Here is an 18,317-nt window from a genome sequence, read left to right on the forward strand (position 1 = left end):
GCGGTGTCCCCGGCTTGCGGCGCGTCCGGAACCGGAGTGCGCGAGGTCGCGTGAGCACGACGAACCCGGGACATTCGGGAATCCACAGTGGACTTCCGGGTTCCGGTGCCGTGAATCGGGCCGGCCCCGGGCGCTACTTTCGACTGTGGGTAAAAATGCCGGGAGAATAGCGGCCATTCACTCCGGAATTCCGTGGATTGCGCATTGCGGGACCGTTCGTTCGTCGTGGCGCTTTTTACCGGCACGGCGCTTTGCGGGCTGCGCGGAAATCGGCAGGACCGCCGGACGTCGTGGTCCGGTGTGGTCAGTCGCACTGCGTCCGCCGGGTGAGAAGGCTTGCCCCATCTGGTGGTGTGTGCCAGGCGGGCCGCAGGTCCGGGCCACCCTGCCCGGCTCCGGCACGCCTTCCCGACCGGCGGAACGTGACGGCGACGTTAAATTCTTGCGTCTTCCGGCTGGTCCATCCCGAATTTTCTGAACCAGCACGACGAAATCGCGGTGGGTTGTTGACGGCGGCGGTGTGAACCCGCTTAAGTACTCCCCGTTGCCATCACCCTTTCGTGCGTAGCGGGAGTTCCCATGCGTGTCCCGAAAGCCGACCGCGGATCGGCCGGCCTGATCGTCGCCGTCTCCCCGGTGCGGTGGCCGTCGGCGCGCGCGGTCGCCGCCGCGGCGCGCGGCGGCGGGTTCGGCGTCCTCGACCTGACCGGCGGCGGCGCCGCCGCGGACGAGCTCGCGCTCCTCGCCGAGTGGGGCGTTCCGGCCTTCGGCGTCCGGCTGACCGGCCCGGTCGCCGAGCTGCCCGAAGGCGTGACCACCGTCCTGCTGACCGAAGACTCCCCGTGCACCGCGCGGGACTTCCCGGACCGCCGGGTGCTGGCCGAGGTGACCAGCCGGGCGTCGGCCGCGCGAGCCGTCGACGGCGGAGCCCACGGCCTGGTCGCGCGCGGCCACGAATGCGGTGGCCGGACCGGCGAACTGAGCACGTTCGTCCTGCTCCAGGCCCTTCTCGAGCACTTCGACGTCCCGGTCTGGGCCGCGGGCGGGATCGGCCCGCACACGGCGGCCGCCGCGGTCGTCGGCGGTGCCGCCGGGGTCGTCGTCGACACCCAGCTCGCCTTGCTGCCGGAAGCCGAACTGCCGTCGGCGCTCACCCGTGCGCTCACCGGGCTGGACGGCTCCGAAACCACGGTCGTCGACGGCGTCCGCCGCCTCGCGCGGCACGGTTCAGAACCGGTCGAAGCCGGCCAAGACGTCTTCCTTGCCACGCGGTTCCGCGACCGGTGGGGCACGGTGACCGCGGCCGTGCGCGGCTTGGCCGAAGCCATCGGCGACGCTTTGCGCGTCGAGGTTCCGGTGCTCGGTCCTGGCAGCGCGGGCAGCCGCGCGTTCGGCACGGCGCTGCCGATCGCCCAGGGACCGATGACCCGCGTCAGCGACCAGCCCGCGTTCGCCGCCGCGGTCGCCGCGGGCGGGGCGCTGCCGTTCATCGCGCTGGCCCTGTCCGGTCCGGACCAGACTCGCGATGTCCTGGAACGGACGCGCGAAGCCGTCGGTGCCGCGCCCTGGGGCGTCGGCGTCCTCGGCTTCGCCGCGGAAGACGTCAAGACCGCGCAGCTCGAAGTCATCCGCGAGCTGCGACCCACGCACGCCATCATCGCCGGTGGCCGCCCCGCGCAGGCCGCGGCCCTGGAAGACGCCGGGATCTCGACGTTCCTGCACGTGCCGTCGCCGGGACTGCTGAAGCAGTTCCTCGAAGCGGGGGCCCGCAAGTTCGTCTTCGAGGGCTCGGAGTGCGGAGGCCACGTCGGGCCGCGCACGAGTTTTCCGTTGTGGGAAGCGCAGCTCGGCGTCCTCGCCGACTTCGTCGCCGCCACCCCGGCCGCGGCCGGTGACCTGCAGCTGCTGTTCGCGGGTGGGATCCACGACGAGCGCTCGGCCGCGATGGTCGCCGCCCTCGCCGCGCCGGTGGCCGCGCGCGGCGCCGCGATCGGCGTGCTGATGGGCACCGCCTACCTCTTCACCCGCGAGGCCGTCGACGCCGGTGCCGTGCTCCCGCTGTTCCAGCGCAGCCTGCTCGGCGCCGAGCACACCGACCTCCTGGAGACCGCGCCGGGCCACGCCACCCGCTGCGTCCGCAGCCCGTTCACCGAGGAGTACGCGGCGATCAAGGCCGGGCTCGCCGAGCAAGGCGTGCCGAGCCGGGACGCCTGGGAACGGCTGGAGCAGCTGAACGTCGGCCGGCTTCGCCTGGCCAGCAAGGGCATCGAGCGCGTCGGCGCCGAACTGCGGGACGTCGGCGAGGACCGGCAGCTCGCCGAAGGCATGTTCATGGCGGGCGAGGTCGCCGTGCTGCGCTCGGCCGTCACCACGATCGCCGACCTGCACCACGCCGTCGGCGAAGGCGCGAACGAGGTCCTGCGCGAGCGGGCCGCCGCCTTCGCCGTCGAGACGCCGGAGCCCCCGGCGCCCGCGCCGCTCGACATCGCGATCGTCGGGATGGCCTGCATGTTCCCGCAGGCCCCCGACCTGGCGACGTTCTGGGCGAACGTCCTGGCCGGCGCGGACGCGGTCACCGAGGTGCCGCCGCAGCGCTGGGACACCTCGCTCTACTACGACCCCGAAGGCCAGGGCGAGCGGACGCCGTCGCGCTGGGGCGGGTTCCTGCCCGAGATCGGCTTCGACCCGCTGAAGTACGGCATCCCGCCGTCGTCGCTGGCCAGCATCGAACCCGTGCAGCTGCTGGCCTTGGAGGCCGCGCACCGCGCGCTCGTGGACGCCGGGTACGAGGACCGCCCGTTCGACCGGGCCCGGACGTCGGTCGTGTTCGGCGCGGAGGCGGGCAGCGACCTGTCGAACGCGATGTCCCTGCGGACCGTCCTGCCGTCCTATGTGGGCGAACTGCCGTCCGCATTGGACGACCAGCTCCCGCGGATCACCGAGGACTCCTTCCCGGGTGTGCTGGCCAACGTCATCGCGGGCCGGATCGCCAACCGGCTCGACCTGGGCGGCGCGAACTACACCGTGGACGCCGCGTGCGCGTCGTCGCTGACCGCCGTCGACGTCGCCTGCAAGGAGCTGACGGCCGGCACCAGCGACCTCGTGCTGTGCGGCGGCGCGGACCTGCACAACGGCATCAACGACTACCTGCTGTTCGCCTCGGCGCACGCCCTCTCGCCGACCGGCCGTTCGGCGACCTTCGACAGCGCGGCCGACGGCATCGCGCTCGGCGAAGGCGTCGCCTGCGTCGCGCTGAAGCGGCTCGCCGACGCCGAACGCGACGGTGACCGCGTCTACGCCGTGATCAAAGGGGTCGGGGCAGCGTCCGACGGACGCGCGCTGGGCCTCACCGCGCCCCGGCCGGAAGGCCAGCACACCGCGCTGACCCGGGCGTACCGCAACGCCGGCGTCTCGCCCGCGCGCGTCGGGCTGGTCGAGGCGCACGGCACCGGGACCGTCGTCGGCGACCGGACCGAGCTGGGTACGCTGACGAAGGTGTTCACCGAGGCCGGTGCCACGCCGGGCGGCTGCACGATCGGGTCGGTGAAGTCCCAGATCGGGCACACCAAGTGCGCGGCGGGACTGGCCGGGCTGATCAAGACCGCGCTGGCCCTGCACACCGGCGTCAAACCGCCGACGCTGCACCTGTCCGCGCCGAACCCCGCGTGGGACGCCGAGACGAGCCCGTTCGTGTTCCAGACGGCCGCGCAGCCGTGGGCCGCGCCGGCCGCCGAGCGGATCGCCGGGGTGAGCGCGTTCGGCTTCGGCGGCACCAACTTCCACGTCGTGCTCGGCGCGCACGACAGCGTTCCGCCCGCCCTCTCCGCGGACGAGTGGCCGGCCGAGCTGTTCGTCTTCGGCAGCGACGCGGCGGTCCGCGACCTGCTGGCGCTGGCTTCGGACGTCCCGGCGGGACAGCAGCCGTGGCGGCTGCGGGACCTCGCGCTGTCGGCGTCGCTGCGCGCTCAGGGCCGGCCGGTGCGGCTCGCGGTCGTGGCGTCCACTGTGGACGAGCTGACCGGGTTGCTGCGGCAGGCGCTCGCGGGCCAGGACGTCCCGGGCGTGCACCGCGCCGACGACACCGAGCCCGGCGAAGTCGCGGTGCTGTTCCCCGGCCAGGGCAGCCAGCGGCCGGGCATGTTCGCCGAGCTGTTCGTCGCCTTCCCGGAGCTGCAGCGGTACCTGCGGCTGGACCCGCCGACCGCCGACGTCGTGTTCGGCCCGGCGGTGTTCGGCGAAGCCGCGCGGCAAGCCCTTGCCGACAGCGTGACCGACACCCGCGTCGCCCAGCCCGCGCTCGGCCTCACCGGACTGGCCGCGTTCCGGCTGCTGACCCGCGCCGGCGTCCGGCCCGCGATGGTCGGCGGCCACAGCTACGGTGAACTGACCGCGCTCGCCGCGGCGGGCGCGTTGACGCCGGAGGCGCTGTTGCACGCCAGCCACGCGCGAGCGGCGGCCATCCTCGGCGCCATCCCGGCGGGCGACCCGGGCGCGATGGCGGCGGTCTCGGCGTCGGCTTCGGCTGTTGGTTCGGTGCTCACCGGCTCCGCTGTGGTGCTGGCCAACCACAACTCGCCCTCGCAGACGGTGATCTCCGGCCCGACAGCGGATGTCGAAGCCGCGGTCGGGCAGCTGCGCGCGGCGGGGTTCGGCGCCAAGCGGCTCCCGGTCGCGTGCGCGTTCCACAGCCCGCTGGTCGCGGCGGCGGGGGAGACGTTCGGCCGCGACCTCGACGCGATCGGCGTCGTGCGGCCCGCTGTCGCGGTCTATGCCAACCGGACCGCGGCGCCGTACCCGGAGTCCCCGGACGAGATCCGCGGCGAGCTGGCCGCGCAGGTCGGGTCGCCGGTCCGGTTCGTCGAGCAGATCGAGGCGATGTACGCGGCCGGCGCGCGGGTGTTCGTCGAGGCCGGGCCCGGGGTGGTGCTGGCCAGGCAGGTCGGCGCGATCCTCGGCGACCGGCCGCACCGGACGGTCGGGTTCGAGCAGCCGGGCCGCCGCGGCCTGCCGGGCTTCCTGGGCGCGTTGGCGCAGCTGGCGGTGGCCGGCGTCGGCGTCGAGACGGGCTGGCTGTTCCGCGGCCGCGACGCGGTCGACGCGGCGTCCGTGCCGCGCCCGAAGCGTCCCGGGTGGACGGTCGACGGCCACCTCCTCCGCACCGCCGACGGCGCCATCCCGGCGGGAGCTTTGCGGCCGGCTTCGCGCGTCTCGCTCGGGGTGCCGGCTGCCGTGCCGGAGTCGACCGCGGAAGCGATGGTCACCGACTTCCTGCGGACGAGCCGGGAGATGATCGCCGCGCAGCGGGACGTGCTGCTCGGGTACCTCGGCACTGAGGCGCCGATCGCCGTGTCGGCGCCGGTGCCGGTCATCGAGGCCCTGCCGGCGCCAGTGGCGGTTCACGTGCCGGTAGAACGGCCGGTGCTGGAGACGATCGTCGAGGTGATCGGGGAGCGGACGGGCTATCCGGTGGAGATGATCGAGCCCGACCTCGATCTGGAAGCCGACCTGAGCGTGGACTCGATCAAGCGGGCGGAGATCGCGGGCGAGCTGGCCACCCGGCTGGGCTTGGCCGGCGGCGACATCGAGGAGTTCGCTAAGGCCCGCACGGCGGCGGCGATCGCCGAACTGGTCGGTGCGGTGCGTCCCGCCGTGGCGGCTGATGCGCCGAGCACCACATCGGGGCACTCGGTGCTGGAGACCGTGGTCGAGGTGATCGGCGCCCGGACGGGCTATCCGGTGGAGATGATCGAGCCGGACCTCGACCTGGAAGCCGACCTGAGCATCGACTCGATCAAGCGCGCCGAGATCGCGGGGGAGCTGACGGTTCGCCTCGGCGCGGGTGACGTCGAAGAACTCGCGAAGGCGCGCACGGCCGCGGGGATCGCCGAGATGTTCGCCGCGGGCGGCGAGCCCGCGGCGAACCACGGCGAGCCCGCTGCCGACCGCTCCGAACCGCAGCCGGTGATCGTCGCGCCGAAGCGGTACGTGATGACCGAATTCGACCTCGCCCCGGCCACCGCCCCCGACCTCGCCGGGAGCCGGTTCCTCGTGCTCGGCTCCGGCGTGCGAGCCGAAGCTGTCCGCGCGGAACTCGCCGCCCACGGCGCCGAGGCCGAAATCGGCGACGACGTCCGCCCCGGCTTCGACGGCTACCTCCACCTCCCCGGCGGCGACGCCGTCCTGCCCGCCGCCTTCCCGCTGTATCAAGCCATCCTCGCGGAAAAGCCTCGGTGGCTGCTCACCGCTGGACCCGCCGAAGGTCTCCGCGGCTTCCACCGCAGCATTTCCCGCGAGTACCCGGACACCCTCGCCCGGGTCGTCGAACACGCCGACGCCGCCCAGCTGGTCGCCGAGCTATCCACTGTGGACCGCGAACCCGTCGTCATCCGGGACGGCGCGAACCGGCGCGGACTCAAGCCCACCGAGCAGACCCTCGGCCTCCTCGGCAGCAGCGGCGCGGGCCCGGCGGGCGATGGCGCCGCCGAAGCGGCCGCCATCGGCCTGGACCGCGACTCCGTCGTCCTGCTCGTCGGCGGCGCCAAGGGCATCACCGCCCGCTTCGCCACCACCCTCGCCGCGGCGACCCGCTGCCGCGTCGAACTCCTCGGCCGCACCCCCGTCCCGGCCGAGGACGACGAGTTCCCGCACGCCCAGGACGCCAAGGCCCTGCGAGCCGCCCTCATCGAAAAGGGCCTGAAGAATCCCGCCGAAATCGAGAAGACCGTCCGACGCGTCCAAGGCGAACGCGAAGTCCGCACGACCCTCAAGCAGCTCGGAGACCTCGGCAGCCCGGTGCGCTACCAGTCCGTCGACATGCTCGACGCCGAAGCCGTGCACCGCGCCGTCAAGGAGATCCACGCCGAGTACGGCCGGCTCGACGGCATTGTCTACGCCGCCGGCGTCATCGAGGACAAGCTCGTCGCCGACAAGACGCCCGAGTCGTTCGCCCGCGTCTACGGCACCAAGGTCGACGGCGCCCGGACGCTCCTCGACGCCACCGCCGACCTGCCCGACGAACCGAAGTTCGTCGTGCTCTTCGGCAGCATCGCCGCGACGCTCGGCAACCGCGGCCAGTCCGACTACGCCGCCGCGAACGACGCCCTCGAAACCCTCGGCCGCCGGTGGCCCGCCGGGCGCGCGGTGACCGTCCACTGGGGACCGTGGGCGCCGACCGGCGACCACGACGGCATGGTGACGCCGGAGCTGATGCGCGACTACGCCCGCCGCGGCATCGAGCTGATCGACCCGGAGGAAGGCACCCTCGGCCTGCTGCGGGAGCTCGCCTGGGGCCGCCAGGACGTCGCCGCCGTCGTCCACACCGCTTCCGGGTGGTGACGGTGGTGACGGACACGCGGGTGGCCATCGTCGGGATGTCGGTGCTGCTGCCCGGCGCCCCGGACCTCGCGGCGTACTGGCGCAACCTCGTCGGCGGCGTCGACGCCATCACCGACGTCCCGCCCGAGAAGTGGGACGACATCCACTACGCCCCCGACGAGCGGCGCGCCGACCGCGTCTACTGCCGCCGCGGCGGGTTCGTCGACGAACTGGCCGAAGTGGACGTCACCGGCTTCGGGATCATGCCGAACTCGGTGCCCGCCACCGAACCCGACCAGCTGATCGCGCTGCGGGTCGCGGCGCAGGCCGTCGCCGACGCCGGCGGCCCGGACCGGCTGCCCGCCGACCGCGCGAAAGTCGGTGTCGTCCTCGGCCGCGGCGGCTACCTGACGCCCGGCCTGGTCCGGCTCGACCAGCGTGTCCGGACCGCGAGCCAGCTCGTCCGGACGCTCGGTGAGCTCCTGCCGGAACTCGGCGCGGACCGGCTCGACGCCGTCCGCCAGGCCTTCACCGACCAGCTCGGCCCGGAGGCACCGGAGTCCGCGATCGGGCTCGTGCCCAACCTCGCCGCGTCCCGGCTGGCCAACCGCCTCGACCTGCGCGGTCCGGCGTACACCGTGGACGCCGCCTGCGCGTCCTCGCTGATCGCCGTCGACCACGCCGTGCGCGAACTCGCGTCCGGCCGCTGCGACGTCGTGCTCGCCGGCGGCGTCCACCACTGCCACGACATCACGTTCTGGAGCGTGTTCACGCAGCTCGGCGCGCTGTCGCCGTCCGAGCGCATCCGCCCGTTCCACCGCGACGCCGACGGTGTGCTCATCGGTGAGGGCACCGGTGTCGTCGTGCTCAAGCGCCTGGCCGACGCCGAGCGGGACGGCGACCGCGTGTACGCCGTGATCACCGGCACCGGCGTCGCCTCCGACGGCCGGACCGCCAGCCTCGCCAACCCGGACTCCGGCGGCCAGGTCCGCGCGGTCCGCCAGGCGTGGGCGGCGGCCGGGCTCGACCCGGCCGACCCGGACTCGATCGGGCTGCTGGAAGCCCACGGGACGGCGACCCCGGCCGGCGACGCGGCCGAACTCGCCACCCTGGAGGAGGTCTTCGGCCCCGCGGGCGCGGCGGTCCTCGGCTCGGTGAAGTCGATGATCGGGCACACGATGCCGGCCGCCGGGATCGCCGGGCTGGTCAAAGCGGCCCTGGCCGTGCACCACGGCGTCCTGCTGCCCACCCTGCACTGCGACGACCCGCACCCCGCGCTGGCGAAGACCCGGTTCTCCACTTTGGACACCGCGAAGGACTGGGACGCGCCGGTGCGGCGGGCCGGGGTCAACGCGTTCGGGTTCGGCGGGATCAACGCCCACGTCGTCCTCGAGCAGGCGCCCGGGCGTGCCACGCCGGTCGTCGTCCGCGAGCCCGAACGCGTGCTGCGGCTCGCGGCCCGCAGCGTCGACGAGCTGCGCGACCTGCTCGACCGGCCCGGGACGCGGGGGACCGGCGACGGGGCCGTCCGGCTCGGCGTCGTCGACCCGACCGAAAAACGGCTGGCCCTGGCCCGGAAGGCGGTCGGCCGGGGAAAGCCTTGGCGCGGCCGCAACGACGTCTGGTTCGCCGACCGGCCGCTGCTCGGGCCGGGCGGCGGCAAGCTCGCCTTCGTCTTCCCCGGCTTGGAGTCGGAGCTGGCGCTCAACTGCGCCGACGTCGCCCGCCACTTCGGCCTGCCGTGGGACCACGACGACGTCGAGGTCGGCGACGTCGGCCGCCAGGGCACCGCGGTGTTCGAGCTGGGCCGCCTGCTGAGCTCCGCGCTCGGCCGGCTGGGCGTCACGCCGGACGCCGTGGCCGGCCACAGCCTGGGCGAGTGGACGGCGATGGCCGTCGCCGGCGTGCACGCCGAAGAAGAGGTCGACGCGTTCCTCGCCGGCTTCGACCCGGACGCGCTCGTCGTCCCCGGCCTCGCGTTCGCCGCGATCGGCGCGCCGGCGCCCCGCGTGCTCGAGGAGCTGGCCGGGCGTACGGACGTCGTGCTCTCCCACGACAACTCGCCCAACCAGGCCATGATCTGCGGCCCCGCGACGGCGGTCGAAACGCTCGTGACGCGCTTCCGCGACGCCGGGATCGTGGCCCAGGTGCTGCCGTTCCGGTCCGGGTTCCACACGCCGATGCTGCGGCCCTACCTCGGCCCGATCCGCGAGGCGGCCGCCCGCTTCACCCTGCATCCGCCGCGGGTGCCGCTCTGGTCGGCGACCACGGTGTCGGAGTACCCGGCCACCGAGGCGGGGGTCCGCGAGCTGTTCGTGCGGCACCTGCTGGAGCCGGTTCGGTTCCGGCCGCTCGTGCGGGCGCTGCACGCGGCGGGGGTCCGGGCGTTCGTGCAGGTCGGCGCGGGCCAGCTCGGCTCGCTGGTCGGCGACACCCTGCACGGCGAAGACCACCTGGTCGTGGCCGCGCACTCCGCGCACCGGCCCGGCCTCGCCCAGCTGCGCCGCGTCGCGACCGCGTTGTGGGCCGACGGCCTCGACCTCGACTTCGCGCGGCTGCCCGGCGACCGCCCGGCCCCGCACAAGGCCGTCAAGCTCGACCTCGGCGGCCGGCTGATCTCCCTGGACGACGGCGTCCGCGCGCGGATCGCGTTGCCGGCCGTCGGGAAGTCCACTGTGGACGAACTGGCCGCGAAGGGTCCGCTCGCCGCGGAATTCGCGGCCCTGCTGGCCGACACCGCCGAGCTGGCCTCCTCGGTGCTCGCCCGGCCCGGCCGCCGCCTGCCGGCGCCCAAGCCGCTCGACACGACGCTCACCGTGTCGGTCGAGGCGATGCCGTACCTGCTCGACCACTGCTTCTTCAAGCAGCCGCCCCAGGCCGAGCCCGGGGACCGCTGGCCGGTCGTCCCGGCGACCACGGTGATCGACCACCTGATGGGCTTCGCCGAGCAGGCCGCGCCCGGCCGCCGCGCGGTCGCGGTGCACGACGTCCGGCTGACCCAGTGGATCACGGCCGTGCCGGCGGTCACGGTCGGCGTGCGCGTCCGGCCGCTCGGTCCCGACCGCGTCCTGGCGGCCCTCGACGGCTACTCCCAGGCCACCGTCGAACTCGCCCCGGCGTACCCGGCGGGCGCGCCCGCACCCTGGGCGTTCCCGGTGTCGGCGGAGCAGGTGCCCGAGACGACGGCGGCGCAGCTGTACGACGAGCGCTGGATGTTCCACGGCCCGCGCTTCCAAGGCGTCACCGAGCTGACGGCCGTCGGCGAGCGGCACGTCCGGGCCGTCCTGACGACCCCGGCCGCGCCCGGCGCGCTGCTCGACAACGTCGGCCAGGTGCTCGGCTACTGGATCATGTCCCGGCTGCGCGAGCGCACCACCGTCTTCCCGGTCGGCATGCGCGAGATCCGGTTCCACGGCCCGCACCCGGCGCCGGGGGAGCGCCTGGAGTGCCTGGTCAAGATCACCGGGCTGTCCGAGGAGTTCCTCGACGCCGACATGCAGCTCGTCCACGGCGGACAGGTCTGGGCCGAGTTCACCGGCTGGCGCGACCGCCGGTTCGACAGCACCCCGCACATCCGCCAGGCCGACCGGACGCCGGAGCGCTCGACGCTGTCGATCGAGCAGCCGGGCGGCTGGGCGTTGGTGCACGAGCAGTGGCCGGACCTGGCGACCCGCGAGCTGATCATGCGCAACTACCTCGCGGGCGCCGAACGCGACGCCTACGACCGGCGTCCGCCGCGCGGCCGGCGCCAGTGGCTGCTCGGCCGGATCGCCGCGAAGGACGCCGTCCGCCAGTTCCTGTGGGCCCGCGGCGAAGCCGAGATGTTCCCGGCCGAGCTGCGGATCGGCAACGACGAGGCCGGCCGCCCGCACGCGACCGGAGCGTACGGCCGCGTGCTGCCGTCGCTGACGATTTCGGTGGCCCACCGCGGCGAGGTCGGCGTGGCGATCGCCCGCCACGGGCGGTGCGGCATCGACGTCGAAGAGGTCGCCGCCCGCACGGAGTCCACTGTGGACGCGGCACTGGGCGCGGGTGAGCAGGCCCTGTTCGCCGGCCTGTCCGGCGACCCGGAGCGCTGGTTCGCCCGGTTCTGGACGGCCAAGGAAGCCGTGGCGAAGCTGCTCGGCACCGGGCTGCGCGGCGAGCCCCGGGACTTCGAGGTCGTCGCGGCGGCGCCGGACGCGCTGACCGTCCACGCGGCCGGCACCGGCTTCCTCGTGCACTGCACCGACGTCGAGAGCCTGCCCGGCGCACCGCCGCGCCGCTACGTCGTGGCCTGGACCGAAGAGACGAAGGAGACCGCGGAATGAGCATCGAGACCACGGCGACGGACGAAGCGACCGTGCTCACCCAGCTCGGCGGCATGCTGCGGGAGCTGCTCGAGGAGTACGGCCTCGACGACGCCGAAATCACGATGGACACGACGTTCCACGACGACCTCGAGCTGGAGAGCGTCGACCTGGTGGCGTTGTCCGGGCAGCTGCGGGAGCACTACGGCGAGCGCGTCAACTTCGCGACCTTCATCGCCGAGCGCGACCTCGACGAGATCATCGCGCTGACCGTCGGCGAGCTCGTCCGCTACATCGTCGTCTCGCTGCGGGCGACGGCGTGAGCAAGATCCGCGCCGGCGAGCTGGACGTCCACGTCCAGCGGCTCGCCCCCGACGTGCCGCTGGACGGCGACGCCCCGATCGTCGTGTGCGTGCACGGCCTGCTCACCGACAGCCTCGCGAGCTACTACTTCACGCTCGGCCCGGCGTTCGCCGAGCGCGGGCTCGACGTGCTGATGTACGACCTGCGCGGGCACGGCCGAACGACCCGCCCGGAGTCCGGCTACCACCTCGAGGAGTTCGTCGGCGACCTCGTCGCGGTCCTCGACGCGTGCGAGGTGACGCGGCCGGTGCACGTGGTCGGCAACTCCTTCGGCGCGTCGGTCGCGTTCGGGCTGGCCGCGGCCCGGCCGGACCGGGTGGCGAGCGTGGTCGTCATCGAAGGGGAACCGCCGACGGAAGAGTGGACCCGGCACATGGCCGACGGCCTCGCCGACGCGAAGACCCGGCTGGCGATCGACGAGGTGATCGGCTGGATCGCCGACAACCACGGCGCGCACACCGCGCGGCTGTCGAAGGCGGCGAACAAGATCCTCCAGACCACCACGATCGCCGAGGACATCCCGCGCAGCGCGACGATCGCCGCCGACCTCTCGGCCGTGCGCTGCCCGGTGTTCGCCATCTTCGGCGGCGACTCCGGCCTCGCCGAGCAGGTGCCGCACTTCGAGACGCACCTGGAGCGCTGCCGCTGCGTCGTGCTGCCCGACCAGGGCCACTCGGTACTGGTCGAGCGGACCGCCGAGGTGATCGACCTGATCTTCGGCTGGGTCCGCGACACCTCGCGCGTCCCGGTGCGGACGCGGTAGTGGCCCGGTTCCTGTTCGTCGTCCCGCCGCTGGTCGGGCACGTCAACCCGGCCGCCGGCGTCGCGGCCGAGCTCGCCGCGCGCGGGCACGAGGTCGCCTGGGCCGGGCACGAAGAACTGCTCTGGCAGCTGGCCGGCCCGGACGCGCTGGTCTTCTCATGCGGCTTGCCTGCCGGGGCACCCGCGCGGCCGGCGGGGCTCAAGGGACCGGCCGCGCTGCGCTTCCTCTGGGAGGACTTCCTCGTCCCGCTGGCCGACGCGATGGCCCCCGGCGTCGCGGCGGCGATCGACGCGTTCGCCCCGCACGTCGTGGTCGCCGACCAGCAGGCACTGGCCGGCGGCCTGCTGGCCGAGGCGCGCGGGTTGCCGTGGGTCACGTCGGCGACGACGTCGGCGGAGCTGGTCGACCCCCTCGCGGGCATGCCGAAGGTCGCCGACTGGGTCGGCTCGCTGCTGGCCGAGCTGCGCGCCCGGATCGCCGGCGGCCGCGGTTCGGCCGATCCGCGGTTCTCGCCGCACGGCGTCCTGGCGTTCACGACCCGCGAACTGCTCGGCGCGGCCGCGCTCCCGCCGCGGGTGCGGCTCGTCGGGCCGGCGCTGGGCGAGCGTCCGTCCACAATAGACTTTCCGTGGGAGTGGCTCGACCCGCTCCGGCAAACGGTGCTGGTCTCGCTGGGCACCGCGAACACCGAAGCGGGCGCCCGGTTCCTGGCGACCGCGGCCGAGGCGTTCGCCGGCCTGGACGCGCGCGCGGTGCTCGTCGACCCCGGCGGAGTACTGGGCCCGGTGCCGCCGAACGTCCTGGTGCTGCCGCGGGTTCCGCAGCTGGCGCTGCTCCCGCGGGTGGACGCGGTGCTGTGCCACGCCGGCCACAACACCGTCTGCGAGGCGCTGTGGCACGGCCTGCCGCTGGTCGTCGCCCCGATCCGCGACGACCAGCCGATCGTGGCCGCGCAGGTGGTGGCCGCGGGCGCGGGCATCCGGCTGCGGTTCGGCCGCGCCGACGCCGAGCGCGTCGCGGCGGCGGTCGGCGAGGTGCTGACCGAGCCGGCGTACCGGCGGGCGGCGGAGACCGTGGCGGCGTCCTTCCACGCCGCGGGCGGAAGTGCCGCCGCGGCAAGCCATCTGGAACAGCTCGCGTTGGAGAGCCTCGCCCATTTGGGGCCCTGAAAGTTCGTCATTTACTCTGAAAAAACACGCGGTTACGGTGCTGGGTATGACTGTTTCCGTCTGCGTTCCCGAAGACGTCCCCGAACTCGTGAAGTCGGCCGCCGGGTTGTTCGCCGAAGACGCCGGGCAGCACGACCCGCGCATGGACCTGGGCTGGCCGGACCGCGAAGGCGCCGCCTACTACGCGAAGCTGGTCGACGATCCGGACTGCCTGTGCCTGCTGGCCGGCGGCGGGCACCTGATCGGCCGGCTGCGCCCCCCGAACGAGCTGCGGCCCGGCGCGGTGACGGCGGTGCTGGAGAGCATGCGCGTCGGCCCGGCGCACCGCCGGTCGGGCATCGGCGCCGAGCTGGTCGCCGCGTTCTTCGCCTGGGCGCGGGAAAAGGGGGCGAACGAAATCCTCGTCAAGGCCTACGCCGCGAACGAACCGGCGATCGCCTTCTACCGCGCGCAGGGGTTCGAGCCGTTCGAACTGACCCTGCGTCACCGGAACGAGTGGCTATCCACAGTGGACGGCGCGCACTAGCCTCGGAGGCCGAGCGAGGAGGGTGCGGATGACGGCCACCGCGGAGGTCGCCCGGGAGCCGGGGCCCGCGCCGCTGAGCAAGGCCCGGGTCAACGCCGTGTTCGGCGCCGTGCTGCTGGGGATGCTGCTGGCCGCGCTGGACCAGACCATCGTCGGCACCGCGCTGCCCACCATCGTCGGCGACCTCGGCGGCGCCGGGCACCTGTCCTGGGTGGTCACCTCCTACCTGCTGGCCGAGACGATCATGACCGTGGTCGTCGGCAAGCTCGGCGACCTCTTCGGCCGCAAGCTGATGTTCCAGCTGTCGGTGATCGTGTTCGGCATCGGCTCGTTCTGCGCCGGGTTCGCCGACAGCATGGTCTGGCTGATCGTCTGGCGCGCCGTGCAGGGCCTCGGCGGTGGCGGGCTGATGGTCACCTCGACGGCGTTGATCGCCGACGTCGTCCCGCTGCGCGAGCGCGGCAAGTACCAAGGCGTCCTCGGCTCGGTCTTCGGCGTGGTGACCGTGGCCGGGCCGATGCTCGGCGGGTTCTTCGTCGACCACCTGTCGTGGCGCTGGGCGTTCTACGTCAACATCCCGCTGGTCGTCGTCGTGCTGGTGGTGGCGTCGTCGGCGATGCCGAACGCCCGCGCGGCGATCAAGCCGGTGATCGACTACCTCGGCATCCTGCTCATCGGCCTCGCCGCCACCGGCCTCACGCTCGTCACGAGCTGGGGCGGCACGCAGTACGCGTGGGGCTCGCCGACGATCATCGGGATGGCGATCGGGTCGGTGGTGCTGCTGGCCGCGTTCGTCTTCGTGGAGCTGCGGGCGAAGGAACCGATGCTGCCGATGCGGCTGTTCCGCAACCCGGTGTTCACCGTCGGCGGGATCATGAGCTTCGTCGTCGGGTTCGCGATGCTCGGCGCGCTGTCGTACCTGCCGACGTACATGCAGTACGTCCAGGGCACGTCGGCGACGACGTCCGGGGTCCGGCTGCTGCCGATGGTGCTGGCGCTGCTCGTCGCGTCGATCGCGGCGGGCAACGCCGTGAGCCGCACCGGGCGGTACAAGATCTTCCCGCTGGCCGGCGCCGCCGGCATGACGATCGGGCTCTACCTGCTCTCGCGGCTCGACACGGACACCGGGTTCTGGGAGGCGTCGGCGTACATGGCGGTGCTCGGCCTCGGCATCGGGCTCGGCATGCAGGTGCTGACGATCGCCGTGCAGAACACCGTCGACTACGCCGACCTGGGGGTCGCGACGTCGGGGGTGACGTTCCTGCGCTCGATCGGCAGCTCGTTCGGCGCGGCGATCTTCGGGACGGTCTACGCCAACCAGCTGACGCCGAACCTGGCCACGGCGGTGGCGTCGTTGCCGCCGGGCGTCGATCCGCGTGCTCTGCAAGTACCCACCGCGTTGCACGCGCTGCCGGACGCGGTGTCCGCGCCGGTGATCAAGGCGTACAGCGACTCCTTGCACGTCGTGTTCCTCGCGGCGGCGCCGGTCGGGCTGGTGGCCTTGGTGCTGGCGTTCTTCCTCAAGGAGGTCCCGCTGCGCGACACGGCCCGAGCGGCGGCCCCGGACCTCGGCGACGGCTTCGCGATGCCGGAGGCGCGCACGGACGACCGCGAGCTGGAACGCGCGGTCGCGACGCTGTTCTTCCGGGAACGCCGCAAGGTCGCCCCGGCGGTCGTCTCGCGGGCGGGAACCGAGCTCGACGAGGGCGGCATCTGGTGCCTGCTGCAGGTCCACCTGCGCGAACGCCGCGGCGAGCCGGCGACGCTCCGGGCGATCGGCGAGTATTTCGGCGTCCCGGCCCAGGTCCTCGAACCGGCGTTCAACCGCCTGGAACTGACCGGTCACCTGCGCTACGCCCGCGACGGCTGGGAACTGACCCAGCCGGGCCGGGAGGAGTTCGCGAAGGTCGTCGGCGCCTGGCACGACTGGCTCGCCGACCGCCTCGGCGACTGGGGAACGGGCAACCGCGCCGACCTGGACGCGGCGATCGGCCGGGTCGCGGCGAGGCTTCTCGACCAGAGCGCCGAGTCCCGCGCCTACGGCCGGCACGCCCTGGCCTGATCAGCGGCGCCAGAAGTCGTGCGGCGTGCGGCCCGGGCGGAAGCCGCACGACTCCACCAGGGCCGCCGCCTCCGCGAAGCCGCGGCCGACCAGGCCGGGCTCGTGCGCGTCACTGCCGAACGCGACCGCCTCCCCGCCGTCCTCGAACCACCAGCGCACCACCTCACCCGGCAGCGGCACCTGCGTGTTGACCTCCAGGGCACGGCCACTCGCCGCGAGGGCGCGCAGCACGGTCCGGAACTCCTCTTCGAAGTCCCGCACGACGAACGGCGGCCCTTCGGCCGGCCACGATCTGAGCGCGTAGTCGATGTGCGCGAGCACCGCGAACTCCGCCGTCGACTCGACCAGCCCGAGCACCTCGGACAGGTAGGCCCGCAGGATGTCGCCGGGCGGCCGGCCCGACACGACGGTCAGTTCTTGGTAGTGCCCGTTGTCGCCGGGCAGGGAGTGCACCGAGCCCAGCACGCGGTCGAAGTCGTGGGCCGCGAGCAGCGCGTCGGCGCGCGGACGGTGCCAGTGCGGCTCGCTCAGCTCCACCCCCGAGAGGATCCGCAGCGACGGGAACCGTTCGCGGCACTCGGCGACGCACGCCAGGTAGCCCGGAACGTCGAGGTCCGGCGGCTCCAGGACGCCGTCGGGCCGCAACCGCACCCGGAAGTGGTCCGGCAGCAGCGGCCGGACCGGCTCGGGGATCAGCCACGGTGTCAGGTCCGCGTGCTCGGTGAACGCCACCGACGGCAGCCCCAGTTCGAGCGCCCGCTCGCACGACCCGATCATCGACCCGGTGACGGTGTCCCAGGACCACTCGGTGTGGACGTGCCCGTCCGGCGGGAGGCTCACCGGCCCACCGTAACGCGGTTTTTGGGCTACGGTCTGGCCATGGCGCAGAAGTCGGCGGCGATCGAGCTGGAAGTCGGCCCGCACACGGTGCGGATCTCGAACCCGGACCGGGTCTACTTCCCGGCCCGCGGCGAGACGAAGCTCGACCTGGTCAACTACTACCTCTCGGTGGGCGACGGCATCGTCAACGCCCTGCGCGAGCGGCCGTGCATGCTGCACCGGTTCCCGTCCGGCGTGGCGGGGGAGAAGGTCCACCAGAAGCGCGTCCCGAACGGTGCGCCGCCGTGGCTGGAGACCGTCCGGGTGACCTTCCCGCGCTACAACCGGCACGCCGACGAGCTGTGCGTCACCGAGCTGGCGCACGTCGCCTGGGCGGTGCAGATGTCCACTGTGGAGTTCCACCCCTGGAACTCCCGGCGCGCCGATACCGAAAAGCCCGACGAGTGGCGCATCGACCTCGACCCGATGCCCGACTGCGGCTACGACCGCGTCAGGCGGGTCGCGCACGTGGCGCACGAGGTCCTCGACGAGCTCGGCGCGGTCGGCTGGCCCAAGACCTCCGGCGGCCGCGGCCTGCACGTCTACGTCCGCATCGAGCCCCGCTGGGGTTTCTCCGACGTCCGCCGCGCGGCGCTGGCCTTCGCCCGCGAGGTGGAACGCCGCGCGCCCGACGACGTCACCACGACCTGGTGGCGCAAGGACCGCGACCCGCGCACCCTCTTCGTCGACTACAACCAGAACGCCCGCGACCACACGATCGCCAGCGCCTACTCGGTCCGCGGCAACCCGGAGGGCACGGTGTCGACGCCGATCCGCTGGGACGAGGTCGACGACGCCGAGCCGGGCGACTTCACCATCGCGACGGTCCCCGCCCGCTTCGCCGAGCTCGGCGACCTCCACGCCGGCATGGACAAAGCCGTGTTCTCGCTGGATCCGCTGCTGGAGTGGGCCGACCGCGACGGCGTCGAGGAACCTCCCGAACCCGACTGAC

Annotated in this window: 9 protein-coding genes; 8 read left to right on the forward strand and 1 reads right to left on the reverse strand. The window is 73.6% G+C overall.

Annotation, left to right across the window (positions count from 1 at the left end):
* Window positions 1-579: 579 nt before the first annotated feature.
* The 7 genes from ACIRSS_RS44605 to ACIRSS_RS44635 are packed head-to-tail and all read left to right on the forward strand — an operon-like array spanning window position 580 to window position 16,486.
* Entirely contained in the window at window positions 580-7,335 is a 6,756-nt protein-coding gene (locus ACIRSS_RS44605; RefSeq protein ID WP_400906826.1) for an SDR family NAD(P)-dependent oxidoreductase, read from the forward strand.
* Between the two features lie 2 nt (window positions 7,336-7,337).
* The gene (locus ACIRSS_RS44610; RefSeq protein WP_400906829.1) at window positions 7,338-11,624 is read left to right on the forward strand and encodes a beta-ketoacyl synthase N-terminal-like domain-containing protein; all 4,287 of its coding nucleotides are present in this window, start codon (window positions 7,338-7,340) and stop codon (window positions 11,622-11,624) included.
* Window positions 11,621-11,926, forward strand: coding sequence for an acyl carrier protein (locus tag ACIRSS_RS44615; protein WP_400906832.1), 306 nt, complete (start codon window positions 11,621-11,623; stop codon window positions 11,924-11,926). Before ACIRSS_RS44610 ends, ACIRSS_RS44615 begins: the two co-directional genes overlap by 4 nt.
* Complete coding sequence (locus tag ACIRSS_RS44620; RefSeq protein ID WP_400906835.1) at window positions 11,923-12,729, forward strand: alpha/beta fold hydrolase; 807 nt, start codon at window positions 11,923-11,925, stop codon at window positions 12,727-12,729. Before ACIRSS_RS44615 ends, ACIRSS_RS44620 begins: the two co-directional genes overlap by 4 nt.
* Window positions 12,729-13,898, forward strand: coding sequence for a glycosyltransferase (locus tag ACIRSS_RS44625; protein ID WP_400906838.1), 1,170 nt, complete (start codon window positions 12,729-12,731; stop codon window positions 13,896-13,898). Before ACIRSS_RS44620 ends, ACIRSS_RS44625 begins: the two co-directional genes overlap by 1 nt.
* A gap of 46 nt (window positions 13,899-13,944) precedes the next feature.
* Window positions 13,945-14,424 (forward strand): GNAT family N-acetyltransferase, encoded by a 480-nt coding sequence (locus ACIRSS_RS44630; protein WP_400906840.1) that lies wholly within the window; start codon window positions 13,945-13,947, stop codon window positions 14,422-14,424.
* Between the two features lie 28 nt (window positions 14,425-14,452).
* A complete protein-coding gene (locus tag ACIRSS_RS44635; protein WP_400906841.1) occupies window positions 14,453-16,486 on the forward strand; it encodes a DHA2 family efflux MFS transporter permease subunit in 2,034 nt (677 codons plus the stop codon).
* Here ACIRSS_RS44635 and ACIRSS_RS44640 read toward each other — a convergent pair whose 3' ends face one another.
* Entirely contained in the window at window positions 16,487-17,326 is an 840-nt protein-coding gene (locus ACIRSS_RS44640) for a PHP domain-containing protein (RefSeq protein ID WP_400906844.1), read from the reverse strand.
* A gap of 39 nt (window positions 17,327-17,365) precedes the next feature.
* Here ACIRSS_RS44640 and ligD point away from each other — a divergent pair, with 39 nt between their 5' ends.
* Window positions 17,366-18,316, forward strand: a complete 951-nt coding sequence (gene ligD, locus ACIRSS_RS44645; RefSeq protein WP_400906847.1) for a non-homologous end-joining DNA ligase — start codon at window positions 17,366-17,368, stop codon at window positions 18,314-18,316.
* The last annotated feature ends 1 nt before the right edge of the window (window position 18,317 follow it).

It is taken from the genome of Amycolatopsis sp. NPDC101161 (assembly GCF_044768185.1).
Lineage (GTDB): Bacteria > Actinomycetota > Actinomycetes > Mycobacteriales > Pseudonocardiaceae > Amycolatopsis.

Excerpts from the sequence above, each read along its gene's own strand:
- ACIRSS_RS44615 (WP_400906832.1), top strand. The coding sequence starts at position 11,621 with ATGAGCATCGAGACCACGGCGACGGACGAAGCGACCGTGCTCACCCAG.
- ACIRSS_RS44635 (WP_400906841.1), top strand. The coding sequence starts at position 14,453 with ATGACGGCCACCGCGGAGGTCGCCCGGGAGCCGGGGCCCGCGCCGCTG.
- ACIRSS_RS44605 (WP_400906826.1), top strand. The coding sequence starts at position 580 with ATGCGTGTCCCGAAAGCCGACCGCGGATCGGCCGGCCTGATCGTCGCC.
- ACIRSS_RS44630 (WP_400906840.1), top strand. The coding sequence starts at position 13,945 with ATGACTGTTTCCGTCTGCGTTCCCGAAGACGTCCCCGAACTCGTGAAG.
- ligD (WP_400906847.1), top strand. The coding sequence starts at position 17,366 with ATGGCGCAGAAGTCGGCGGCGATCGAGCTGGAAGTCGGCCCGCACACG.